19 protein-coding genes are annotated in these 24,269 nt (G+C 36.8%); 6 read left to right on the forward strand and 13 right to left on the reverse strand.

What is annotated here, in order from left to right; genetic code table 11:
• The first annotated feature begins 98 nt into the window (after positions 1 to 98).
• From GN105_RS09770 to GN105_RS09790, 5 genes are all read left to right on the forward strand, one after another.
• Complete coding sequence (locus GN105_RS09770) at positions 99 to 869, forward strand: alpha/beta fold hydrolase (protein WP_155285210.1); 771 nt, start codon at positions 99 to 101, stop codon at positions 867 to 869.
• An 18-nt stretch (positions 870 to 887) separates the two neighbouring features.
• A complete protein-coding gene (locus GN105_RS09775) occupies positions 888 to 1,232 on the forward strand; it encodes a phage holin family protein (RefSeq protein WP_155285211.1) in 345 nt (114 codons plus the stop codon).
• 42 nt (positions 1,233 to 1,274) lie between these two features.
• Positions 1,275 to 1,898 (forward strand): PASTA domain-containing protein, encoded by a 624-nt coding sequence (locus GN105_RS09780; RefSeq protein ID WP_155285212.1) that lies wholly within the window; start codon positions 1,275 to 1,277, stop codon positions 1,896 to 1,898.
• A complete protein-coding gene (locus GN105_RS09785; RefSeq protein WP_155285213.1) occupies positions 1,898 to 2,932 on the forward strand; it encodes an RluA family pseudouridine synthase in 1,035 nt (344 codons plus the stop codon). The genes GN105_RS09780 and GN105_RS09785 overlap by 1 nt, the downstream gene beginning before the upstream one ends.
• Before the next feature lie 64 nt (positions 2,933 to 2,996).
• Positions 2,997 to 3,785 (forward strand): superoxide dismutase, encoded by a 789-nt coding sequence (locus GN105_RS09790; RefSeq protein WP_306452387.1) that lies wholly within the window; start codon positions 2,997 to 2,999, stop codon positions 3,783 to 3,785.
• A 274-nt stretch (positions 3,786 to 4,059) separates the two neighbouring features.
• Here the strand turns inward: GN105_RS09790 and GN105_RS09795 are convergent, their stop codons facing one another.
• From GN105_RS09795 to GN105_RS09855, 13 genes are all read right to left on the reverse strand, one after another.
• Positions 4,060 to 5,619, reverse strand: a complete 1,560-nt coding sequence (locus GN105_RS09795) for an RNA-directed DNA polymerase (RefSeq protein ID WP_155285214.1) — start codon at positions 5,617 to 5,619, stop codon at positions 4,060 to 4,062.
• Between the two features lie 15 nt (positions 5,620 to 5,634).
• The gene (locus tag GN105_RS09800) at positions 5,635 to 6,582 is read right to left on the reverse strand and encodes a hypothetical protein (protein ID WP_155285215.1); all 948 of its coding nucleotides are present in this window, start codon (positions 6,580 to 6,582) and stop codon (positions 5,635 to 5,637) included.
• 12 nt (positions 6,583 to 6,594) lie between these two features.
• Positions 6,595 to 7,428 (reverse strand): 1,4-dihydroxy-2-naphthoyl-CoA synthase, encoded by an 834-nt coding sequence (locus GN105_RS09805; RefSeq protein WP_155285216.1) that lies wholly within the window; start codon positions 7,426 to 7,428, stop codon positions 6,595 to 6,597.
• A 92-nt stretch (positions 7,429 to 7,520) separates the two neighbouring features.
• Positions 7,521 to 8,174, reverse strand: a complete 654-nt coding sequence (gene fsa, locus GN105_RS09810; protein WP_155285217.1) for a fructose-6-phosphate aldolase — start codon at positions 8,172 to 8,174, stop codon at positions 7,521 to 7,523.
• A 252-nt stretch (positions 8,175 to 8,426) separates the two neighbouring features.
• The gene (locus GN105_RS09815; RefSeq protein ID WP_155285218.1) at positions 8,427 to 9,101 is read right to left on the reverse strand and encodes a DUF6261 family protein; all 675 of its coding nucleotides are present in this window, start codon (positions 9,099 to 9,101) and stop codon (positions 8,427 to 8,429) included.
• A 477-nt stretch (positions 9,102 to 9,578) separates the two neighbouring features.
• Positions 9,579 to 10,385: an SDR family oxidoreductase gene (locus GN105_RS09820; RefSeq protein WP_155285219.1), complete on the reverse strand. Its 807-nt coding sequence runs from the start codon at positions 10,383 to 10,385 to the stop codon at positions 9,579 to 9,581.
• A 54-nt stretch (positions 10,386 to 10,439) separates the two neighbouring features.
• Positions 10,440 to 12,722, reverse strand: a complete 2,283-nt coding sequence (gene bglX, locus GN105_RS09825; RefSeq protein WP_155285220.1) for a beta-glucosidase BglX — start codon at positions 12,720 to 12,722, stop codon at positions 10,440 to 10,442.
• A 53-nt stretch (positions 12,723 to 12,775) separates the two neighbouring features.
• The gene (locus GN105_RS09830; RefSeq protein WP_155285221.1) at positions 12,776 to 14,158 is read right to left on the reverse strand and encodes a glucoamylase family protein; all 1,383 of its coding nucleotides are present in this window, start codon (positions 14,156 to 14,158) and stop codon (positions 12,776 to 12,778) included.
• Positions 14,159 to 14,205: 47 nt separating this feature from the next.
• Positions 14,206 to 14,979: a carboxylesterase family protein gene (locus tag GN105_RS09835; protein WP_227977402.1), complete on the reverse strand. Its 774-nt coding sequence runs from the start codon at positions 14,977 to 14,979 to the stop codon at positions 14,206 to 14,208.
• 11 nt (positions 14,980 to 14,990) lie between these two features.
• On the reverse strand, positions 14,991 to 15,821 hold the full coding sequence (locus GN105_RS09840) for a LamG domain-containing protein (RefSeq protein ID WP_155285222.1): 831 nt from the start codon (positions 15,819 to 15,821) through the stop codon (positions 14,991 to 14,993).
• Positions 15,822 to 15,840: 19 nt separating this feature from the next.
• Complete coding sequence (locus GN105_RS09845) at positions 15,841 to 17,376, reverse strand: RagB/SusD family nutrient uptake outer membrane protein (RefSeq protein ID WP_155285223.1); 1,536 nt, start codon at positions 17,374 to 17,376, stop codon at positions 15,841 to 15,843.
• Positions 17,377 to 17,378: 2 nt separating this feature from the next.
• Positions 17,379 to 20,396: a SusC/RagA family TonB-linked outer membrane protein gene (locus GN105_RS09850; RefSeq protein WP_155285224.1), complete on the reverse strand. Its 3,018-nt coding sequence runs from the start codon at positions 20,394 to 20,396 to the stop codon at positions 17,379 to 17,381.
• A 255-nt stretch (positions 20,397 to 20,651) separates the two neighbouring features.
• A complete protein-coding gene (locus GN105_RS09855) occupies positions 20,652 to 23,462 on the reverse strand; it encodes a triple tyrosine motif-containing protein (protein ID WP_155285225.1) in 2,811 nt (936 codons plus the stop codon).
• A 208-nt stretch (positions 23,463 to 23,670) separates the two neighbouring features.
• On the opposite strand from GN105_RS09855, the gene GN105_RS09860 reads away from it, so the two are divergent.
• Entirely contained in the window at positions 23,671 to 24,240 is a 570-nt protein-coding gene (locus tag GN105_RS09860; RefSeq protein WP_155285226.1) for a hypothetical protein, read from the forward strand.
• The last annotated feature ends 29 nt before the right edge of the window (positions 24,241 to 24,269 follow it).

Consider the following 24,269-nt stretch of genomic DNA (forward strand, 5'->3'; position numbering starts at 1 on the left):
AGTTGCACAAAATATTTTTTTTAATGTTAATTGCTGATTGTTAATTATTTCCTATCTTTGCAGAGTTTGAAAAATAATATAATTTTAGCTGTTTACTGATGAAGATATTACATTCACAGGTTATTGGTCAGGGCAAGCCTCTTTTTATTTTGCACGGTTTTTTAGGAATGTCCGATAATTGGAAAACTTTGGGAATCAAATATGCCGAAGAAGGGTTTCAAGTACATCTGATTGACCAACGAAATCACGGTCATAGTTTTCATTCAGAGGAGTTTAACTACCCTGTTTTAGCTCAGGATTTAAAGGTGTATGCACAATCAAAATCCATTTCTGAATTTGATTTGATGGGACATTCAATGGGAGGAAAAACAGCAATGCTTTTCGCTACGGAAAATCCGCAAATGATTAAGTCGTTGGTTGTAGCCGATATTGCACCAAAATATTATCCGCCACATCACAACGGAATTTTAGAAGGATTGAATTCTATTGATTTCGAAGTGGTTAAATCGCGTTCTGAGGCTGATAGTCAATTGTCTTTGTATGTTAGTGATGCTTCAGTTCGTCAGTTTTTGCTAAAAAATTTGTATTGGAAAACTCGTGAGAAATTAGGATTGCGAATGAATTTGGAGGCTTTGATGGAAAATGAATCCGAAATTGGTGTGGAGTTGCCTGAAAAAAATACCTTTTCAGGAAGAACGCTATTCTTAAAAGGTGAATTTTCAGAATATGTAATGCCTGAAGACGAATCACTTATAAAAGCTCATTTCCCGAATGCAGAAATTGATATGATTTCAAAATCAGGACATTGGCTTCACGCTCAAAATCCAACCGAATTTTTGGCAAGAACTTTGAGGTTTTTCAATTCTTAAACTAAAAAATATTTGATTATGAAGTATGTTGTAAGTTTACTTATCACGGCTGTTATTGTATTTTTATTGGGAAATATTCTTCCCGTTGCCGAAATTTCGGACTATTTTTCAGCTATTTTGGTAGCTTTTGTGCTATCCATTTTAAATGTTTTGGTAAAGCCTGTTTTACAGATTATTTCTATTCCTATCACAATCATTACGTTAGGTCTTTTTCTGTTTGTTATCAATGCAGTGATTATTCTGTTAGCTGCAGAATTGGTACGTGGTTTTGAGGTAAGCGGATTTTTTGGTGCTTTACTTTTTAGTCTTTGTTTGTCATTGGTGCAATCGGTTGCGTTCAAGTTGATGGATAATGATAAATAATGCAGATAAAAAAACAATTTTCTGCCTAAAAAATTAGATTATATGTTAAAAAACATTGTAAAAAATCCAAAGGTAAAAAATGTATTTTTCCATTTGTCTTTGGCTGTTTTGGCTCTTGTGGTTTTAGGATTTCTGGTATTGAAATTCTTGAAAGTATGGACAAATCACGGAGAATACGTAGTGGTTCCTGATTTAACAAAGAAAACACTAACCGAAGTTGAATTTATTTTGAAAGAAAATAATTTGCGTTACGAGGTTCTTGATTCAACAAATTATGACCCGAAATTTCCGGCTTTTTCGGTAATTAGCCAAAGTCCTGAAGCTACCGAACACGTGAAGGAAAACAGAAAAATTTATCTGACAATTAATCCTTCAGGTTACCGGAAAGTAACTGTCCCGAAAGTAATCCAGATTACGCGTCGTAGTGCTGAAGCTACTTTGAAGTCTGTTGGGCTTGATGTAGGGAAGATTACGTATGTTGATGATATAGGGAAAGATATGGTTCTTGAACTTTCATACAAAGGTAAAAAAATCGAGCCGGGGGAGCAACTGATGAAAACCTCAAAAATTGACTTGGTTTGTGGCAATGGGCTGGAAAATATGGGAATTTCGGATTCAATTCCTCCTGCCAATGAAGTTGTTATCCCAATTGAAGATTTAGAATAATGCAAACATTCGACGGAGAATTAGAAAAAGAAGACGAACTTTACGAACATTACAGTTTTAAAGCCGGAAAAGGACAAGAACCACTCAGAGTAGATAAATTCCTGATGAATTTTGTAGAGAATGCTACTCGAAACAAAGTGCAACAAGCGGCAAAGCAAGGAAACATATTCGTGAACGGAGTTGCGGTAAAGTCAAACCATCGCGTAAAAGCTAACGATGAAGTAAAGGTAATGTTCGCCCATCCGCCGCACGAGTATTTATTAACTCCTGAAAATATTCCTATTGATATCGTTTATGAAGATGACCAATTATTGGTAGTTAATAAACCGGCAGGAATGGTGGTGCATCCCGGACACGGAAATTACAGCGGCACACTCATCAATGCTCTGATATATCACTTTGAAAATCTGCCTAATAACAGTAGCAATCGCCCCGGATTGGTACATCGTATAGATAAGGACACCAGCGGACTGTTAGTAATTGCCAAAACCGAAGAAGCGATGCTTCATTTATCTCAACAGTTTTTCTTAAAAACTTCTGAGCGAGAATATGTTGCATTAGTATGGGGAGATGTACAGCAAGATGAAGGAACGGTGGAAGGACACATTGGGAGGCATTTGAAAGACCGCCTTCAAATGGATGTTTTCCCTGACGGAAGCCACGGAAAGGAAGCCATAACACACTACAAAGTATTGGAAAGATTCGGGTATGTAACGCTGATTTCGTGTAAGTTGGAAACAGGACGTACGCATCAAATACGTGTGCATATGAAGCACATTGGGCATACGCTTTTTAACGATGAACGTTATGGGGGCAATAAAATATTAAAAGGCACAACTTTTACAAAGTACAAGCAGTTTGTCGAAAATTGTTTTGAAGTGTTGCCGCGACAAGCTCTGCACGCCAAAACATTAGGTTTTGAACATCCTGTAACAGGTCAGTTTTTACGTTTTGATTCTGAACTACCTGAAGATATGGTTCAATGTATTGAAAAATGGAGAAAATACAAGGCAGGAAATGAGTTTGCAAAATAAAAATTGTTAAAAAAAATTGCTGCTTTACGTTTTTGATTACCTTTGGGGAAAAATTAAATATTATATGAAACTAAGAAAATTTATTCCTATGGCAGCACTACTTCTCTCAGGTGTTGTGTTTTCATCAGGAGAGCTTTATGCTCAGGTTAAAAAGAAAGAAAAGAGCTGTTCAAAAAAAGAATCTTGTGCGAAATCGTGTTCTAAAACAGCAGATTACGGTAAGCCAAGCGATGTAAAAGCCAATGACGGAGCTTTTAAATTAATTCCGCTGAAATACGATTACAATGCGGTAGATTCCTACATTGATGCACAAACTATGTTTGTTCACTTTTCAAAACACTATGTGGGATACCTTAACAATTTAAACAAAGCTGTAGAAGGAAAACCTCAAGCAGGACAATCTATCGAGCAAGTACTTAAAGGCTTGGATATGAGTAACGCTACGCTGAGAAATAATGCGGGAGGATATTACAATCACAATATGTATTTCGATGTCATTTCACCCAATGGGGGCGGACAACCAACGGGAGCTTTAGCCGAAGCCATCAATCGTGATTTTGGTAGTTTTGAAAATTTTAAAAAGTTATTTTCAGAAGCTGGTGCAAAACGTTTCGGTTCCGGATGGGCTTGGTTGGTGGTAAAAGATGGCAAATTGCAAGTAGGAAGCACAGCTAATCAGGATAATCCATTAATGCCGGGTATGGAAATTTCAGGACAACCCATTTTAGGAATGGACGTTTGGGAACACGCCTATTATTTGAAATATCAAAATAAACGCGGTGATTATGTAGCCAATTTCTTTAACGTAATTGATTGGAATAGAGTAGCGGAATTATACAAAGAAGCAAAATAAAAAGTAAAAAAGCGAAAAGAAATTTCTTTTCGCTTTTTTACTTTTAACCTATGATATCCATTTCTTTTCGAGGAAAACGTTACGTCCTCCTTTGGTTTAGTAGGTTTATAAGAACGGATAATCATCACAAGAAAATCATATGTCAAGTTTGCTAATTGATTTATGTGAGTTGATGAAGCGTTTTACCACATTGATATATTATTTTTTATGTTAATGACTCATTTTATTGATAGATATATTTAACTTGTTAGTTGTAATCTAATTAAATAAGTTGCTAATTCCCTAAAAAATAATTATTGTAAAAAATATCGACCTCACGATTATCTATCTCTTCACTCATTTTATCGAAGACTGATTTGTCAAAAATGCTATTCGTTTTTAATATAGTTTTTATCTTGCTATTTTTATCTAACCATTCATTATTCCATAATTCTATATCTACATCTTGTTTCACTATTTTGCATAATTTGTCATCAAATTCAAAATGTTGTAAACTATCTTTCAACATTCTCTGTAGCCAAATTTGTGCAAGTTCAGAGTTAGGAGAGTTCTTTAGCTTTTTATGAATTTTAGTGGATATTTCTAATTTTAATGGATTTTTAATATTCTTTAAAATCTTGCTTATAATAGAGCAACTAATAGGTATTGTTTTAGGATTTCGCTTCATCAAATCTACTAATATACATATGATTTGAATTGAACTTTCATTATCGTCTATTTGCTTATTAAACTCAGATAATGCTTTTACAATACTACCAGAATTAGGATATTCTAAACTATGCTGATAAATTAATAACATCTTTTTTTGAGAATTATGAAAAGTCTCTTTGATTCTAAAATCTAATACTTCATCCTTATTACATTGTAGTTTTAACACTTTCAGATTTAACCATTCAAACTTCAACCATTCCAATTTGTCTTTCTTTACAGAATTCACAATAACATTTTCAGTCTCTTTTGTTTTTGATGAATTTAACTTTAAACCAAATGGAATTAGAATTTCGGATAATGACTTCAATATAGTTTTTCCTACATTGGGATCATTTACGAATATTCTGTAATCATCTCTATATCTTAAAATCTGATAATCGTTTATATCTTTAATCTTCTCTAATAATAGCTCATCTACATACCCCAGAACTATCTCAGCTATAAAATCCATAAGAACAGACCCTTGTGGTATTCCATTGGTTTGACCATATTGAGCCATTTGGATACAGGAATCTATCTTATTTCCTAATAATGATTTAGTATTTTTTTGTTGTTTAGCAACTTCTTTTGTTTCAACAGCCCAAGCTATAGAGTGAGTATAAATTGAACCATAACAATCAGCAATATCTGTATCAAACATATATTCGTATTCCAATGATAGATTTATAGATTCTTGCTCTACTCCTTCCCACCATTGTAAAATTTGTTCTGCTTGATCTGATTGATGAGTCTCTGACTTTACAGGAATACTCAAACACTTAATTTTAGAATTTTCTTGAAACTTTCGAAATCTTTCCAAAAGTTTGTTCCAATTTCCATTTTCAGTTATTTCTCTTACTATAACCAAATAAACAAAGGGATGTATAATCTGTAAAGGACGCCAAGATAAATTTCCATCTTTATTGGCATACAAAGTATAATTTACATTTTCACTCTCTTTGAGTTTTGTAAAATTATACAAATCACTAATATTTGAATATTCATTGCATTTTTCATCCAATTTTTTCAATATATTAGAAAAATTAAAATATTCAGGTAAATTGATATTACAATAAGTTTTTTGTTCTAAAAAAAAATCTTTAGCCTCAATAGCTGACATATCAAGAATTGACTTTTTACTCATAAAGAAAATGTTAATTTATTTATTTCTAATTTCTGATACATAAATGGGTTTGTATTTTTCACAATAAACCTCAATGCCAAACTTGGTAATTAATGCTATAATAGAAGCTATAAGCATTTTAATGCCTATTCCCATATTCATTAAAATTGATACTACTGTACTGATAATATACTTTTTACCCAAAACGACACTCATTCCATTCGTATACCAGATTTTATAGATTTCACTCTCTTGGCTACATAAGGAATTATATATAACCCTTTTAACAGATTCAAAAATAGTTATTCCAACTTCTTTATCTTTAATTTTTTGCTCAGGACTTGGTAATGATAATTTCTCTTTATATGGTAGTTGTTTTAATGAATAGTCGTGTATTAGATATATCAAATCCTTTGTTGAATTAGGAGTTTTTTCTCCCATACTTGCAAAAATTTCATCATCAGATAATGTTTGAATTATCCTTATAACTTCTTTTTCTATCTCTTCTTCATTTATATCATCTGTACCTGAGTTTATTAATGTTACAAGAGCCACTTCTTCATTAAATCTATTGATAATTTCTGAATGAAATATACTTCTTGTTCTTTGTGTTTTGATTACAGTATCATTTTCAAGAACTTCTTTTATATATATCTTTGCATTAATTATATCTCTCATTCTTAAATAACAAATGGCAATCAAAGATATTGTTTCAAGATAAATACGCGTATTGTTATTCAATACCTTTTGATTAGCTAATAACCCTTGCAAAGCTACATCATATTTACTCTGCTCTATTGCTAATTCATAAAGCTTATTTTTTGATTGTATTAGCCTTACAAAATGCCCTGATGGTCTTAAAAGATATTGAAGGTCTAAAACTATTTTTTTTGCTTCTTCAAATTGTTTTGAGTCAATAGCTTTATTGAGTTTTGGTTCTAAAATTCTTAATCTTCCTTTTTGTTTTTCAGTTAGTTTTATCATACTTACTATACATTAACTAATCCACTGATTCTCCCCAAAGTCAGGTTTTCGTTTTTCGAGGAAGGCATTGCGTCCTTCTTTGGCTTCGTCGGTCATATAGGCAAGGCGGGTGGCTTCTCCGGCGAAAACTTGTTGCCCTACCATTCCGTCGTCGGTGAGGTTCATAGCAAATTTGAGCATACGGATAGAGGTCGGGGATTTGGCAAGGATTTCCTGTGCCCACTGGTAGGCAGTCGCTTCAAGCTCAGCGTGAGGCACTACCTCGTTGACCATTCCCATATCGAAAGCCTCCTGAGCGGTATAATTTCTGCCTAAGAAGAATATCTCGCGTGCCTTTTTTTGTCCTACCATTTTTGCCAAATATGCCGAACCGTAACCGCCATCAAAGCTGGTAACATCGGCATCGGTTTGTTTGAAAATGGCGTGTTCTTTGCTTGCCAGAGTAAGGTCGCACACCACGTGAAGCGAGTGTCCGCCACCTACTGCCCAACCGTTTACGGCAGCAATGACCACTTTGGGCATAAAACGGATAAGTCGTTGTACTTCAAGGATATTTAGCCGATGTCTGCCGTCTTCGCCCACATAGCCTTGATGCCCGCGTGCTTTTTGGTCGCCACCGCTGCAAAAAGCGTGTCCGCCGTCCTTTGGGCTGGGACCTTCGCCTGTGAGAATTACAACCCCGATACTTGCATCTTCATACACGTGATAGAAAGCATCATAAAGTTCCGATGTGGTTTTCGGGCGGAAGGCATTACGCACTTCGGGGCGGTTAAAGGCAATGCGAGCTACGCCGTTACATTTTTTATAAGTGATATCTTCGTATTCTTTTACTGTTTCCCAATTCATATTTTTCAGTTAATAATGAACAATTTACAATTAATTTATAATTTAATCAACAATTTTAAGAAGTTATTCTTTATAAAATTGTTCATTGTTAGTTAATTTCCTTTTTTGTAATCTGCTAAAAATTGTGCTAAACCACTGTCAGTTAGCGGATGTTTTAATAAGCCCAAGATAGCCGAAAGAGGTGCGGTAACCACGTCTGCTCCGATTTTGGCACAGTGCATAATGTGCATCGTATGGCGGACAGAGGCAGCCAAGATTTCTGTTTCAAAACTATAATTGTCATAAATCAATCGGATGTCCTCAATGAGATTTAATCCATCGGTTGAAATGTCGTCCAATCTTCCGATGAAAGGCGAAACGTACGTAGCTCCGGCTTTGGCTGCCAATAGAGCTTGTCCGGCAGAAAATACAAGCGTACAGTTAGTTCGTATGCCTTTATCCGAAAAATATTTAATGGCTTTTATGCCGTCTTTTATCATCGGAACTTTTACTACAATTTGCTCGTGCAATGATGCCAGCATTTCTCCTTCTTTTATAATGCCTTCAAAATCTGTGGCGATTACTTCGGCAGAGACATCTCCGTCCACAATGTTACAAATATCAACATAATGTTTGAGAATGTTGTTCGTGCCGGTGATTCCTTCTTTTGCCATAAGCGACGGATTCGTAGTAACGCCGTCCAAAATGCCTAAATCCTGTGCTTCACGGATTTGACTTAAATTAGCTGTATCAATAAAAAATTTCATAATGAATTAGTATATTAGGTAATGTTACTTTGAGTGCATTGCCAAGCGAAGGTAAAATCTCTTTTCAGGGAGATGTAACTTCGCTCAGCCAATGTACTCACTTATATGGATACTTAAAAATTTTTAAAATTTCTATTTAAATGATGAATAGTTCTGCAAATATATTCCTTTTGTTGAGAAAAATACAAGTCGGTTTTGAAATATTCATACACAAAAAGTTAAAATCTGCTTCCTGAAAATGTAAAACAGAGCTTACCTTACTTGTTCAATTTCTTTGTTAATATTGTCGATTAAGTTCTTGTACTTTTCTATCCCATTGATAGTCGCCAAAGCATTGATGTACTGCACTAATTTTTTAAAGCTATCGTACGTTTTTACACGTAATTTCTTAGCCAGCCCTGGTTCGGTGCCAGAAGTTTCATACGTGCGTTCGTTGTAGAGCTTTTCAAACTCCGTGTTCGTTTGGGCAAGATATTTCACCCAGCCGTCAGCCCCAATGTTGCTTAAGTTTTGTTTGTGCGTAGGCGTATCAAGGTCTTTGAGAAGTGAGTTGATAATGGCAGTTTGCTCGGCACGAGGTTTGTCTTGCGGAGATTTGCCAAACTTATCAATTTCAGCTAATAATTCCTTTGCAGAATTCGATTTTTCAGCTTCGGGGAAGAAAACGAACGTGCGGCAATGTTGTGTGAAGTTCACTAAAATCTTGTCGCGTTGATTGTCGGCTTCTTCAATTTTTTCAGTAAGCAAACTTTTTTGCAAAGGTTTGAGAGCTTCTTCAAAAGCTTCTAAATCGGTAACAAATTCAGCTTGAACTGCTTCCAAGCCTAATGAAGTTGCATCTTCTTTCGCTAAATGATTCTTGACGTTGGTCATATGTGCCAAGAATGCCATCTGTGGGATTCTTCCCAAATTAAAATTTCTAATCATATTAATTGTGAATTAAAATTTATATTCTTTTTTTAAGATGTTTTCTTATATTCTATGCCGAAAACTGACAAAATTTACAAGTTTTTGTAAGGTTATGTACTTGTTTCTTGTTATTTTCTGACGGATTATTTCAATTTAAGCTGAAAATACTCTGTTTTTTACGAGCAACAGCTCCAACCGATGCCGGTTCTTACTGTTGATTGCGAACAACAGCGTCTTTAGGTGCCGTTTTTGCCTGTTGTCTGCAAAAAACACTTCTATCGACTGCAGGTTTAGTCTGTTTTTCACGAGCAACACCTTCAACCGCCACTGGTTGGAGCTGTTATCTGAAATATTTGCTTCTTTTTGTGAAAATAAAGTACTAATCTGGGGTAAATGTACAAAAAAAGTCGATAAGTTCATATTATTTTGAATGAATTATCGACCTTTAAGACAAGCATTATTGGTAAATTTTGCCGAAAATCTTTAAAAAGGAGCTTACATTTTATAGTGATTCATCAGCATTTTTTCGTACGTTTTGCTCGGTAAGATACGCTTTAGAACGATGGAGAATTTCTGTAAGAAACTTCCCTGTTTGTAATGCACGTCGGGATGTTTTGTGCATATGATTTGAAAGATTTTTTCAGCCATTTCTATCGGATTGCCTCCTGAATCCACGTGCTGGTTCATCAAATCCAATGACTTTTGGTAGATTTCCGCATACGCTGAATTTTCCTTCACGGGAGCGTGGTATCTGCGTGAAGCGATGTCGGTGGCGTAATCACCCGGAGCTACTGTAGTTACTTCAATCCCAAAGTTTTTGACTTCCATACGCAGGGCTTCGGATATGAGCATTAAGGCACCTTTACTGGCGGAATAAGCTCCCCGAAACGGCAGCCCCATATATCCCGCAATGGAGGTAACATTGATGATGCGTCCGCTTTTTTGTTCCCGCATCGATGGTAAAATGGCTTGCATCAGGGCGATGGCTCCGTAAAAATTTGTGGCGAACACATTTTGGAGTTCTTCCATAGGAATTTCCTCAACGGCTCCGGTAATGCCCACGCCGGCATTGTTGATAAGGATGTCTATCTTTCCGGCTTCTGCGAGAATGGTTTTCACGGCTTGCGAGATGCTCTCTTGGTTGCGTACGTCCATTGCGAGCAACTTAAAGGGCAGTTTTTTGCCTTCAATGTTTCGGGCTGTACCGTAAACAGTGAAGCCTTTTTCTGTGAGCAACAAGGCTGTTTCTTTCCCAATCCCCGAAGTAGCTCCCGTAATTAGAACAATTTTTGAACGATTCATCGAATTTCTTTTTTGGGCAAAGATAGAAATATTAAAGGAGAGAACGAAAAGTATTTATTTCAGTTCAAACTCCAGCTCGTTGGTATTGTCGGCAGCGTGTTGAGCTACCCACAGCTTAAATTTCCCTGCTTCGGCTTTTCGTTCCATCGTAATATCGAAAAACGCCAAATCTTTTTCAGTAAGGCTGAACTGAATTTGTTTGGATTCTCCTGCTTTCAGAGCGGTTTTCTGAAAGCCTTTCAGCTCTTTTACCGGACGCGTTACGCTGGCTACCAAATCCCGAATGTATAGCTGCGTAACCAATTCGCCGTCAACGTTTCCTGTGTTGGTGATTTTGGCTGTTATCGTGATTTTTCCGCCACGCTCCATAACGGTTTTGTCTAATTTTACATCGGAAATGGAAAAAGTAGTGTAACTTAACCCATAACCGAACGGATACAGAGGTGTAATGGGAGAGTCCTCATACTTGGAGCGGTAATCTCCTTGCGGATTATCAAAATTTACGGGTCGCCCTGTATTTTTTTGATTATAATAGACGGGAATTTGCCCCACATTTCGAGGGAAAGACATTACCAAACGTCCCGACGGATTGTAATCGCCTGCCAAAACATCGGCAATCCCTCTTCCTGCCTGTGTGCCGGGAAACCAAGCCTGCAGAATGGCATCGATGTTTTCATTTTCCCAGCTCAAATCCAACGGACGACCACTGAACAATACCAATGCAATCGGTTTTCCCGTATTTTTTAAAGCCTGAAGCAGCTCGCGTTGCGCGGCGTGCAAACGAATGTCAGTCAGACAAGCAGCTTCGCCCGACCAATTGAAATCTTCTCCTAAGGCTACTAAAATTAAGTCCGAATTTTTAGCAACGGCAACTGCTTCGTTAATACTTTTTGAGGAAATTTCATTAAGCGTACAACCTTGTGCATACGAAAATTGCACGGCACTATTCTGATAGACTTCCTGAAGACCTTTAAAAAGAGAGACGGATTGATTACGGTCGCCTCTACCTTGCCATTCTCCGTTAAGATTGATGGAATCCTTCATCATTGCCCCGATGAGAGCTACTTTTTTTGGAGAATCCTTTCTGATGGGGAGCAAATTGTTGTTATTTTTCAAAAGCACCGCTGACTCGGATACTGCTTTTCGTGCAGTTTTCATAAATTCAGGCTTCTGGATGGTAGCTTTGGAACGATTTTCATCTAAATATCGGTACGGGTCATCAAATAATCCGAGCAAAAATTTCATTTCCAGAATCCTGCGAGCGGCATTATCAATAGTTTTTTCAGAAACCTTTCCTTCTTCTACCAATTCTTTGAGATATTTGATGTACGTGGAGCCCGTCATATCCATTTCAACGCCTGCATTTACGGCTAATTGAGCTGCGTGTTTGTCGTCTTCGGCAACACCGTGCGGAACGAGTTCATTAATCCCCGTGTAATCGGAAACTACAAAGCCTCTGAAATCCCATTCTTTGCGTAATATGTCGGTCATCAGCCATTTGCTGGCTGTTGCCGGCACGCCGTTCATATCATTGAATGAAGCCATATAGGTTGCCACATTCGCCTCTTTGGCTGCTTCATATGGAGGAAGATAGACGTTGCGTAGTGTGTGTTCGGAAAGTTCGGCAGTGTTGTAATCTCGCCCTGACTCGGCGGCACCATAAGCGGCAAAATGTTTTGCACACGCCAATACGGTATTTGTTTCTTTCAGTGAACGCCAATCGGTTCCGCCTTGAAATCCTTCAACTCGGGCCTTGGCGATGGCACTGCCTAAGAAAGGGTCTTCACCGGCACCCTCCATTACGCGTCCCCAACGAGGATCGCGACTAATATCGACCATCGGAGCAAAAGTCCAATGCAGACCATCGGCTGCGGCTTCTTCGGCTGCAATTTGTGCAGTTCGTTTTATTAATTCCAGATTCCAAGAACAGGCTTCGCCCATCGGCATTGGAAAAATGGTTTTATATCCGTGAATAACGTCATAAGCGAACAAGATGGGGATTCCCAAACGAGTTTTTTCAACAGCAATTTCTTGCATTTTCCGAATGCCATCAATTGTAACGGCATTGAAAATACTTCCAACCAGCCCTTTTTCCAAATACGGTTGAAAATCATCAGGCATCACGGGACCTGTTACCGACCAATTAGCCGAAAATTGTGACATTTGCCCGATTTTTTCTTCCAAAGTCATCAAACTTAGCACAGAATCAACCTTATGCTCAATATTTTTGTCTCCACTGAAGCTTTTCCAGCCTGACTTTGGCGATGATGAATCTGTACTACAATTAACTAATATTACAGTTAAGATGAGAATGTTTATGAATTTTAGTTTTGCCATAACTATTTGTGTTTTTTTAATGAAAGACATACGAGAAACAAAGATATGAAAAATTATATTGATGAAACGTTGAATCCCAGTTTCTTTAATCCTTCTTGTACTTCAGGACAGCTCATAAATAACCTCCATAAAAGTCCCGTGCGATGATTTTCAATCATTGGGGCAATGGTAAGCTGGTCAATGGCTAAATACCGATTAGGAAACCAATTGTGTTGTTCACTAAAAGCATCGTAAAAGCCGTATTTTCCCCAGATTTTATCTCCTAAATTAAAGTAGAAATGTTTTAATGCCTCCATAGATTCTTCGGGAGTGTACGGAAAACTGGAAAGTGCCGCAGTAGGCGTAATTACTGCTTTATCATTAACTACCGGATGATGAGCGGAGTATCCGTTTATTGAATAGCTGGCAGTAAGTCCCCAGCAGTTTTTTCCATAGCCTTTAAATTTATTCGGATTCTCGACGCAATAATTATAGTTTATCAAAGTGTGATTTCGGTTTAGTTGCCAATAGTCGGCATATTTGTCGGTCAATCCCTTTGGATTTAGCCCAATGTAGGAATAATGAGCCCAAAAAAGCGGTCCTCCGTAGGATTCAGCTCCGTTGTGTTTGAGTATTAGTGGTAGGTTGTAGGCTTTTTTGTCGGTTTTTATGCCTCCGGCACGAGCCCAACCGTTGTGATACGCCGATGCGGGAATGGTGTGTGTAGGAGAGGAAGCCGCTAAAATGTACGTTATCAGACATTCATTATAACCTTCCAGAGGAAAATTTATTTGCCAATCATACTCAGGACTCCAGTGCCAATAAAGAACATCTTTATTATTCAAGTACCACGTCCAGTTCATTTCTTTCCAAAGTGTATCGATGCGATTAGCAAGTTGTTTTTCTGTACTGTTGCCATTTTTGAAATATTGCCGAGCACAAAGTAGCCCTTGCATCAGAAAGGCACTTTCTACTATGTCGCCTCCATTGTCTTTGGTTCCGAAAGGTTTGGTTTTTCCTGTTTTTCCGTCAATCCAATGTGACCAAATTCCGTGATAACGATCGGCTTTTTCTAAAAAGGAGACGATTTTAAGCAAGCGTTCCACAGCTTGTTCCCGTGTAATAAAGCCTCTTTCGATGCCTACCAAAATTCCGGCTATCCCGAAACCACTTCCTCCCGTAGTAATAATATGTTGGTCGTTTGTTGGGTAATTACCGTCAATGTGAATACGTTCGCACGCCAAGCCCGAATTTTCCTCAGCTCCTTCCCACATATAGTTGAAGTGTGTTTTCTGAATGAAATCAAGAAAGTCACTGTCTGAGGCGAATTCCATCGGTCTGTTAGTTTCGTTTTTGGGTGTTTCAATTGGCTCAGGAGTATTTTTCTTTTTGTGATTACATCCTATAAAGCCCAATAACAGAAGTCCTATAAGTATTGTATATCTTTGAGAATTCATAAGCATTCTATATTAATCATTTATAAAATGTTCTTTTTTTGGAAAGATTATTTTTTATTCTGGTATAGCCAAAGTAAAAAATCAGGAGTGTTGAAGGCGGGATGCCAACTGTTATGGTCTGTGCCATAAAACTCGATGTACTCAACCTCTTTTCCGGCGTCTTTTAGAGCTTTGTATGCTTCACGTGAAAAATTAACAGAAACTACAGAATCAAGGTCTCCGTGATAGATTCGAATACGAGTTTTTCCTTTAAATTCTCGAAGTCTGTCGGTATTTACGGCACCACAAATAGCTATCGCTGCTGCAAATCGATTTGGATGACGACAGACAAAATCAAGCGTTCCCATACCGCCCATTGAAAGTCCCATAATGTAAATTTGACTTTCATCTACGGGGTTTTTCTTGATGAAATCGGTAAGTAGCTCTTCAACCAATTTGAGTTGCGTTGAAATCGGAGGATTTTTCTGAAACGGATTTTGGTTTTTGAAGCCTTCTGCGGGGCGTTTATCGATTGGCCAATAAAAATCAGGAGGGCACTGCGGAAACAGAACAAATGAAGGGAATTTTTCTCGATTTACAGGATTTGAGAAAAGCGTACCTCCGTGACGAAGTTGGCTTTCATTATCCGTGCCTCGTTCGCCTGCCCCGTGCAGAAATAACACCAACGGATATTTTTTATTTCGTTCCAATTTTTCAGGACTTAGAAGCCTGTATTTCAAAGAGTCTTTAGTTTTACTGATAAACACTCCTTTGGAATAAGGGTCGTTTTGTGCAAAAAATGATTTCGGAATAATCATCAAAAACAATATTATTATGTACATTTTCATATGAATTATTTTTCAGTTACTATTTTTTTAATTTCAGAATCAGATATGGCTTTGTTATAAAAGAGAAACTCATCTAACAACCCCACGTAATTTTTCGCCCAATTTTGTGCTTCTGTGGCAGAAGTTAAACTTGGTTTGGTTTGGAATTGTAGAGTTCCGATAACTAATTGTCCCATATTGTTATATGTGATTTTACCAAAATCAGGAAAATTTTGATTTATGACGAGTTCTCCGTTTTTGAAAATATTGAGTGATTCGGTTTTAGCATCATACCGGAAAGCTAAGTGTACCCAATTGCCTATGGCTCCTGCTATTTTTGCGTTGCCTACCCATTTTTCGGTGTTTCCGTTGTAAAGGTGCATTTTGAAAAAAGCCTCATCTCCGGTTGATTTTTCCATAAAAATATCCAAGTTTCCCCAAAATTTTTTAGTGTTTGAAATCGAAAAGATACCCGTAGCTGCTTCGGGCTGTTCAGCTTTCATCCAAAAAGCAACCGTGAAACTTCCTAAATTGGCAATTGTGTCACGAACGCTTATATCACCGGGATAAGTGGCAGGATTTGGTGTTATCAAGATGTAAGCATCTTCAGCTCCTTGATAGGCTTTTCCCTTTTTTCCGTCAGCGAAAGTAACTTTTCCAAATGTTTCTGTTTGAATTTTGTAGTTACTTCCGTCTTTGACTCCATCTTCAAAACTTAATGCCAACTTTTGAGGACTATACGCAGGTGGCGGTGGTTGTTGTGGATAGTTAAAGTCGGGATTTTGTTCCAAATCTTGAAAACAAGATTGCGTTGTTAAGGCAATTATAAAGACGATGTAATATATGAGCTTTTTCATTTTGTCTAACGTTTAAAGATTAATAATTCGGATTTTGGATTAATACGCCGTTAGAGCGGTCTATCTCTTTTTGAGGGAGAGGTAAAAATTCGTGTTTGGGCTGATAATTTGTTTTTCCGGCGGCGTGGAGTACTTCTTGAGCGATACCCCAACGCACCAAATCGTAAAAGCGGTCAAACTCCATACCAAGTTCCACGCGGCGTTCGTGACGTATGGCGTTACGTAAATCTACCTGATTAGTGGTAGTTACCTCAGGAAGTATGGAATTGTTTTCCGCTCTGGCTCTGGCTCTTACTTGCTCCAAATAGATAAGTGCTTGTGCCGAATTTCCCAATTCGTTTGCCGCCTCAGCAGCCATAAGAACCACATCGGCATAGCGAATCAGTCGGATATTATGCCAATGTCCAAAACGAGTATATGTATTTCGAAGTGTAGGATTTGTATATACTTTTTTGTTGTAATATTTGTTTACTACCGCGGCATTTGCAATAGGTTTTTCGTTATATGGGGTATTTGCAGGAATGGAGTTTGGGTCTTCTCCTGTTTTGATGAAATACAGTAGTGTTTCGTCCTTTCTTGGGTCATCTTTTTCAAAAGCATCTGCCAACAGTTGTGTGGGAGTATGCCATCCCCAACCCAAATTCCATTCACCAGCACCTCGAACTCCTTGTACTTGAGCAAATTGACTTCCAACTTCATTGGAGCCAGGATGTGTGGCATTGGCAGTGCATTGAATCTCGAAGATGGAACCACTGTTGTTTTCCCCTTCTTCTCTAAAAATCTGATTGTAAGGAGTATTTAGATTGTACAGACCAGAATTGATAACATCAGAGGCTGCGGTAAAAGTATTTTGCCAATCGTTTCGCATTAAATAAGTTTTGGCGTGGAGTGCACGAGCAGCCCCCCAAGTAAGTCTTCCGACATAAATAGATGACCAGTTTTTGGGTAAAAATTCCTCGGCTATTGTTAAGTCTTTATCAATCAGTTTATAAATCTCTGATGTTTGTACTTTCGGTTTGTTGGCTTCTTCTGCGTTTTTCACAGGGAAATCAATCAAAGGAACTTCGCCAAAGGCACGAACCAAGTTGAAATAGGCGAAAGCACGGAAAAAATGAGCTTCAGCCTTATTTATTTTATCGCCGTCAGTGAGCGTATTTTGGTCGGCTTTTTTGATTTTGTCAATTATAGTATTTGTCAGATGAATCACTTCGTAATTTGCAGTATAATAACCGGCAATCATTCCGTTAGTTGCTACATATTCAAAATTATCGAATGTTTTTGCTTGCTCAGCACCATCGGAAGCCGTTGAGCCTTTCTCGGCATCTTCTGAGCGAAATCCGTGTATAGCCAAAGGAGGTAAGCCTGCCGTGAGGTTGTATCCACGTAATTTTCCATAAATAGTAAATACATCGGCTTCGTATGAACCTGCCTTTTGGTCTCCATCAATCCATTCACCTTGAGGTTCTTGGTCTAATAATCCGGAACAATTGATTGAAAGTGAAATTGATATGAGCAATGTTGCTATGGGTAAGATATATTTTTTCATCTTTTTAATTTTTAGAAAGTTATGTTGATTCCGTAAGTCATAATCATCGGCATTGGATAGGTTCCTGTATCAATACCGAAAGCCAAAGCTGAACCGCCTATTTCCGGTGTGTAACCCGTGTTTTTACGCCAAGTTTTCAGATTTTGAATATTAGCATATATGCGGAATTTTTTAAGTTTGAGTTGTTGTGAATATTCTTTCGGAAGGCTGTATCCTAACTGTATATTTCGAATTCTAAAAAAGCTTCCGTCTTCAATGAAATAACTGGAATTCATTCGGTTAATAGCTCGTGAAGGGTCTATAATTGGTTCCCAGTTTGAGGTGCCTTCGCCTCGCCATCTGTTCATTCTTTTGCTCATATAGTTCAAAGTAGCATAACCGACTTCTCCCCAACCTCTGTATATTTCATTACCATAAACTCCCATAAATTCCATTCCGAAATCGAAATTTTTATAACCTACATTTAAATTGAATCCATAGGTAAAATCAGGAGTAGGATTTCCAATCATTTCACGGTCATCAGGTGTGATTTTGCCATCATTGTTGGTGTCGGCAAACTTTAAATCACCGGGAGCAACTGTTTGAAGTTTGTTAGCAGGAGAAGTGGCAATGTCTTGAAAATTTTGATATACGCCTATGACTTTGTATCCAAAGAAATGCCCGATAGGATGCCCTTCCAAAGAGCGGGAAACATCGCCGCTTCCAGCGTAAATAGCATCATCGGGACCTCTTCCTAATGACAGTACCTTATTATCAATCGTTGTGAAATTTCCTGAAATAGAATAATTGAAATCCGAATTTTTCTTTTGGTCAGCCCAAGTTACAGAAAATTCCCAACCCTTATTTCGTATTTCACCCAAGTTTTCCAATGCGTTATTGGCTCCTGCAATTCCTGACAGAAGTACAATTAAATCTTTTGTGTTTTTGTTGTAATATGTTGGTTCTAATGTAAGTCTATTTTTAAACATACGTATTTCCAAGCCGGCTTCCCAAGCGTGAGTTTTCTCCCAACCCAAATTTTGAACAAGATATTTTGGAGCATATCCCGTGATAACTCGGTCACCAAAAACGGCACTTCCGGAATTAATCAGCAGAGGATAAGTAGGATAATTGTATCCGCCCGTATTTTGGCTTCCTAATATTCCCCAAGAGCCTTTAATCTTCAGATAATCAATAAGATTTTGATTTTGCATAAAATTTTCTTGACTTACTACCCAACCGGCTCCGAAAGAATAAAAATTATCCCACGTGTTACCTGATTTTCGGAATACGGAAGCTCCATCACGGCGGAAAGAGGCATTCAATAAGTAGCGATTGTCATAACTGTACAAAACTCGGAATAAGTAGGACATCGTAAAGCGTTTAAACTGAGAAGAACCATTTTCTGAACGGGTTTTATCAATGGAAGAAAGCCACCATTTGTCATCATTATCAGGAATGGAGAAAATGATGTCGTTAAAGTGTTGGCTTCGGCTTCCTGAAATAGAAGAGTGTTCAATATAATTGGTTGTAATTCCGGTAATTGCTGTCAGATTATGCTTTTCTATCTGCTTTTTGTAAGATAAAATATAATCCGATTGAGCGGTTGTTGTAGTTGCTTTGGATTGCGAAATTGATTCATAATCCGAAATTCGCTCTTTTCCTAAAATATCCGGATTATAAACCCAAATAATTGGGCTAAAAGAACGACTTTCACCAACTCGATAATCCATTGAAAAAGTAGTTTTGAATGAAAAATCTTTTAGAAAATCCACTTCACCATATACATTTCCGGCAATCCGATGATTCGTAGCTTTGGTATGATTGGCTTTTGTTTCAACCTCAATAAGTGGATTCCATACTTGAGCTCTTTGAAAATCAGGAAGTGTGTGTAGAAGTCCGCTCGAAGCATCAGATACGGGAGCAATTGGGGCGGCTCTTAAGGCTTCGGAAACACCTTTAGCATCTGCAGGTAGAGTTCTTGCACCATTGATTTGAAAACCTACTCTAAGGAAATTAGTGAGATTATATTCGCTATTGAGATTGAGCGTAATACGTGAGAGTTTTTCGTGCTTGATAGACCCTTCTTCTTTCAAGTAACCAGCACCTAAATAGAATCTGTTTCGTTCACTTGAACCTGAAACGCTAAAATTCTGATTTGAAATCCAAGCTTGCTGAAAAATCTCATCTTGCCAGTTTGTATCTGCTGCCCAACGTGAAAAATCAAATGCAGCCGCTTTTTGGTTAATTAGTTGTTCAGCGTATAATTCTCTAAACTGAGAACCATTTGCCATTTCTATTCGGTCATTGATTGTCTTTAAGCCTAATGATGAATTAATATTTACCGTGGTTTGTCCTTTTTTGGCTTTTTTGGTTGTGATGATTATGACGCCGTTGGCACCACGAACCCCGAAAATAGCCAGAGAAGAAGGGTCCTTTAAAACTTCCATAGACTCAATGTCAGAAGGGTTAAGGTAATTGATATTATCGGTAAACAATCCATCTACTACATAAAGTGGAGCATATCCGTTAATGGAATTTGTACCACGAATCCGGATTTCGGGGTCTTGTCCGGCACGTCCTGTGTTCACGACCTGTACGCCCGCTATTTTTCCCTGTACTGATGCCAAAGGGTTGGTTGAAGGTCGGTTAGCAATTTCTTCTGCTTTTACACTAACTATTGACCCTGTTAAATCGCGTTTTTGGGCAGTTCCATAACCAATAACAATTACCTCTGTGAGTTCTTGAGTGTCTTCGGTAAGGAAAACATCTATTTGAGAACGCCCATTTATAGGGATTTCTTGCGTAACTCTCCCTACATAACTGAACACCAAAACACCGTTAATTGGAACATTTGGTAGCCTATAATTTCCTTCGAAATCGGTTGTTACTCCGATACTGGTACCTTTAATCACTACATTAGCCCCTAAAATGGGCATATTCGTTTCTTTCTCACGTACTACTCCGCTCACTTCTACCTGTTTTTGAGCAAACAAAGAAAGTAGAGAAAAACAAAACGAAAGCATTAGAAGAAATGTTTTTGATTTCATACGCTTCTGTATTTAATGGGTTTATCCTCCGACAAAGTTCGTCATAATAAGGAAAAAGTCAAAAAAAATAGCCTCTTCTAAAATACTTCAATAACAATAAATTACTTTTAAAAGGTACGTCAAAAATACTACATTGAATCATAATTATTTTAAAGTCAATGGGTTGAATTGAAAGTCTTGTGCAAGTAATTTCTCAATCAGGACAGATGAAAGTCTGCAAAATTTTAATCGGATTGCCTTAAAAAGAATGATGATTTAAAAAGAGATTAAAAAATCGGTTAAGGTGTCATTTTCATTAAGGTTGAGCTTTTTGCGTAAGCGATAACGAGCCGTTTCAATACCACGAATTGAAATACCTTGCATAGCAGCAATCTCTTTGGTTGAATAATTTAAGCGAATCAATACGCATAATCTTAAATCTGAGGAAGTAAGATGAGGAAATTCTGATTTTAAATTTCGGAAGAAATTCTTGTGAATCATATCAAAATTTTCTTGAAAAACCAACCATTCATCTTCTTTTGAAATGTTTTCACGGATATGTTGTATAATCGGTTTACTTTGTAATTTTGAAATCTTGTGTTCTTGCATAAAATTTTCCAAGTCGATTATTAATTTTTTTAAAAAATCATCGTGCTTAATGTTCATCATTGTTGCTCCTGCCAAAGCTTTACTTTTGTGTTGCAGTTCTGCTTCAAGCATTTTGTTTTGTAGCTTTGTGATTTCCTTTTCTCGTCCTTCAAGAAGTTGTCCTTTTTTCTTTAGTTTGTACTTGAAATAAAAGAGAATGAGAGAGATACATAGCAAAACGCTAATACACACATATATGACAGAAGCCACAGCGGACTTGTACCAAGGAGTAGTTATCTTGAAAGGAATTTCAATTTCGGAAAGTTTATTTCCCAAATTATCAGTAACTTTTGCTTTTAACATATATTCTCCTTGTGGGAGGTTTTGGTAGCTAACTTTGAAATCGGTTGAAGACTTGTTCCAGTGTCTGTCATAATTTTTTAAATAATACGTCAGTTGTGGAGATTCTTTTGAAAAATGCGGATATGTGAAATTAAAAACTAAACTATTTTGGTTGTAATCTATTGATAAAAAGGAATCTAAATCTTCAAGGTTAAATCTGTCTAACTTACGGTTGTAAGAGCCTATTGACTTAAGAGAGAGTTTATAAGGATTTACTTTTTCAGCTTTGGCAGGATTGTACTTTGCAATACATCCGTTAAGGCAAAAGAAAGATTCGCTTTTTTCACTCACGAAAACGGTAGCACGTTCTTCGTTAGAAGGTTTTTTCAAACTTTTGAAAGCAATTTTGTCTTTAATTTGGTATTTTCCATTTTCATACAAAACTAAATAATAATTTTTGTCGGTGATGAACCAAAATAAATCATTGTTGATGGGGATTATTTTATGGGTTTTTGCAAGGCTGTTTAGGTTTTGGTTTAATGATTTGCACGCAATGATATTTTGTTTTTCTTCGTCATATATGTAGAATTGATTTCCATCGGTAAAAATGATTTTCCCTCTGATTTTCAGTAATCTAAATATGCCTGATTCTTTCTTTGTCTCAAAATGATTGTATAATTTAATTTTCTTGATTTTTTTTAAATCTTCTTCCAGTTCAATGTGATATACGCCTTTATGAACGTGGTCAGCCCAGATGTTTCCCGCGTGGTCTATTTCAATATGTTTAATTAAATCCGAAAAACCTTCAACTATATGGGAATCAATCCATTCTCCATTTGTAGCCTTTTTATAAACCGTTAGAAAAGTGTACGAAGAACCAATCAAAACTTCCTGTCCGTGGATAATCCCTTTTTTAATATCCATTCCTCCAACTCCCACATTTTTAAGTAGTTGCAGTTTATTATTGCTGATGACAGAAATCCCTTTGTTGTGCCCTACAAAAAGCTGATTATCAAATCTTTTTACAAACCAAATCTGTTGGTTGAAATCAGGGATTTTTCGTATGGAATTTTCACTTAAAAAGTAAAGACCCTTGTTTGATGCCAAGTAGATTTTCCCTTCAAAAAACTCCATATCTTCTACTAATTCAATGTCCGAAAGTAAGTTAAAGAAAGATAATTTCGATTGAGTTTCTATGTGTGAAATTCCATTGTCAAGAGCAACCCAAATATTTTTTTCTGAGTCCTCATACAACCCCAGAACGGTATTATTATTCAGTCCGTTTGATTTGTCAATATTCCAAATTCCTTTTCTGTCTTCGAAGTTTATAGCAAAAATACCTTTGTTTAAGCTGCCTAAAATCAGTGTAGTATCAGAGGTTTTTAAAGCTCTATTTAAGGAAATTTTCTTGAATTGTTCATCAAAATCTGTTTTGAAAGGTTTGATTTCTTTGTTTTCAGGGTCGTAAATGAACAATCCGTTCCTAATTGTGATTAAAATTAACTTTTCCTTTCGTGGAAAAACGCCTATGATGTGGTCAAAGTTTATTTTTTCTTTTTCAATGATGGGGATTGGTGTATTTTCGTTATCCAATTTGTAAAAATCATCATTAATTCCTTGCATATATAATGTTCCATTAACAGAATACATCCCAAATGGAGCAGGTTGCGGTTTAAAAGCCGTTATTTTTTTTCCGTCAAAAGTAAAATAGGAAGAAAATGTTTGAAAATAAATAACTTCTTTGTGTTTGAATATTTTCCAAACTTCGTCATTTTGAAATTTGTAATTTGGTACTTTTTCTTTTAGAGAGGTGTATTTCATTGTACCGCGTGCACTTTGTTCAAAATAACCAAATTCTTCAAACGAACCTACATAAATACGGTTTTTGTCTATAAAAATGGAACGAGCAATTTTTTTCTCAGGTAAGTAATGTAATTCCCATTCAGTTCCATTGAATGATAAAACCCCTTGGTTATTAGCTGTGTATATAATTCCGTTTGAATCCTGTGTGATGTCCCAATTCTGTGTGCCTGCATTGTATTCTTTCTGTAAATAACTATGTACGGGAGGAACAAACGGAAGTTTACTCATTTGTGCAAACGAAACCGAATCCACTAAAGCGGAGAAAAATAGTAGAATTAGTAAATGTTGCTTCATTGTTCTTTTAAAGTTTACTATTCTCGGACTCTACAAAAATACAAAAACATTTTGTAAAAATTAGCAAGATGAATGTTGCGGACAAATAAATTTTTCGGAAGTTAGTGTATAAAAAAGTTTAAATGTATAGCGTGATTTTTTCAAAATAATTTGGTTTTTTGAAAAAAATGTGTATCTTTGCAAAGGTAAAACAATTAAATATTAACAAATGAAGAAATTTATTTTAGGAGTTGCTCTTGTATTAGGAGCAGTAATTTTTAACAATGCGAATGCACAAATCCAAAAAGGAAACTGGATGGTAGGTGGTCAGGTGGCTAATATGAAATTCACTAACGGATTGAATATTCATTTGACTCCTCAGGCTGGTTATTTTGTAGCCGATAACTTCGTAGTGGGCGGACTTGTAGATTTAAATGTGTTTAAAGTGAAGGGTTCAAGCGATACACAAACTAACTGGAATGTAGGTGGTTTTGGACGTTACTATGTAGGTAAAGATCATCTAAATCTTTTGAAAAACGGACGTTTCTTCGGAGAAGGAAGTTTTGGTTTTGGAGGAAATAATTCAAGTTCAGGAAGCACTACTAATGGTGTGGATTTGGGAATAGGAGCTGGTTATGCTTACTTCATTACACGTAATGTAAGTTTGGACGCTATGCTTAAATTCAATGCTGTTGTAGGTGGAGGAAACACAAGCGGACAAGGAGATTTAGGACTAAGAATTGGTTTCCAAATTTTCCTTCCTACTTCAAAAGTGAAAGCTGCTTTGAATGACAAATAAGATAATAAGTAGCTCTGAAAAAGAGTAAA

It is taken from the genome of Capnocytophaga felis (assembly GCF_009684755.1).
Lineage (GTDB): Bacteria > Bacteroidota > Bacteroidia > Flavobacteriales > Flavobacteriaceae > Capnocytophaga > Capnocytophaga felis.

Coding starts and splice junctions, on each gene's coding strand:
- GN105_RS09770 (WP_155285210.1), top strand. CDS start 99: ATGAAGATATTACATTCACAGGTTATTGGTCAGGGCAAGCCTCTTTTT.
- GN105_RS09775 (WP_155285211.1), top strand. CDS start 888: ATGAAGTATGTTGTAAGTTTACTTATCACGGCTGTTATTGTATTTTTA.
- GN105_RS09780 (WP_155285212.1), top strand. CDS start 1,275: ATGTTAAAAAACATTGTAAAAAATCCAAAGGTAAAAAATGTATTTTTC.
- GN105_RS09785 (WP_155285213.1), top strand. CDS start 1,898: ATGCAAACATTCGACGGAGAATTAGAAAAAGAAGACGAACTTTACGAA.
- GN105_RS09790 (WP_306452387.1), top strand. CDS start 2,997: ATGAAACTAAGAAAATTTATTCCTATGGCAGCACTACTTCTCTCAGGT.
- GN105_RS09795 (WP_155285214.1), bottom strand. CDS start 5,619: ATGAGTAAAAAGTCAATTCTTGATATGTCAGCTATTGAGGCTAAAGAT.
- GN105_RS09800 (WP_155285215.1), bottom strand. CDS start 6,582: ATGATAAAACTAACTGAAAAACAAAAAGGAAGATTAAGAATTTTAGAA.
- GN105_RS09805 (WP_155285216.1), bottom strand. CDS start 7,428: ATGAATTGGGAAACAGTAAAAGAATACGAAGATATCACTTATAAAAAA.
- fsa (WP_155285217.1), bottom strand. CDS start 8,174: ATGAAATTTTTTATTGATACAGCTAATTTAAGTCAAATCCGTGAAGCA.
- GN105_RS09815 (WP_155285218.1), bottom strand. CDS start 9,101: ATGATTAGAAATTTTAATTTGGGAAGAATCCCACAGATGGCATTCTTG.
- GN105_RS09820 (WP_155285219.1), bottom strand. CDS start 10,385: ATGAATCGTTCAAAAATTGTTCTAATTACGGGAGCTACTTCGGGGATT.
- bglX (WP_155285220.1), bottom strand. CDS start 12,722: ATGGCAAAACTAAAATTCATAAACATTCTCATCTTAACTGTAATATTA.
- GN105_RS09830 (WP_155285221.1), bottom strand. CDS start 14,158: ATGAATTCTCAAAGATATACAATACTTATAGGACTTCTGTTATTGGGC.
- GN105_RS09835 (WP_227977402.1), bottom strand. CDS start 14,979: ATGTACATAATAATATTGTTTTTGATGATTATTCCGAAATCATTTTTT.
- GN105_RS09840 (WP_155285222.1), bottom strand. CDS start 15,821: ATGAAAAAGCTCATATATTACATCGTCTTTATAATTGCCTTAACAACG.
- GN105_RS09850 (WP_155285224.1), bottom strand. CDS start 20,396: ATGAAATCAAAAACATTTCTTCTAATGCTTTCGTTTTGTTTTTCTCTA.
- GN105_RS09855 (WP_155285225.1), bottom strand. CDS start 23,462: ATGAAGCAACATTTACTAATTCTACTATTTTTCTCCGCTTTAGTGGAT.
- GN105_RS09860 (WP_155285226.1), top strand. CDS start 23,671: ATGAAGAAATTTATTTTAGGAGTTGCTCTTGTATTAGGAGCAGTAATT.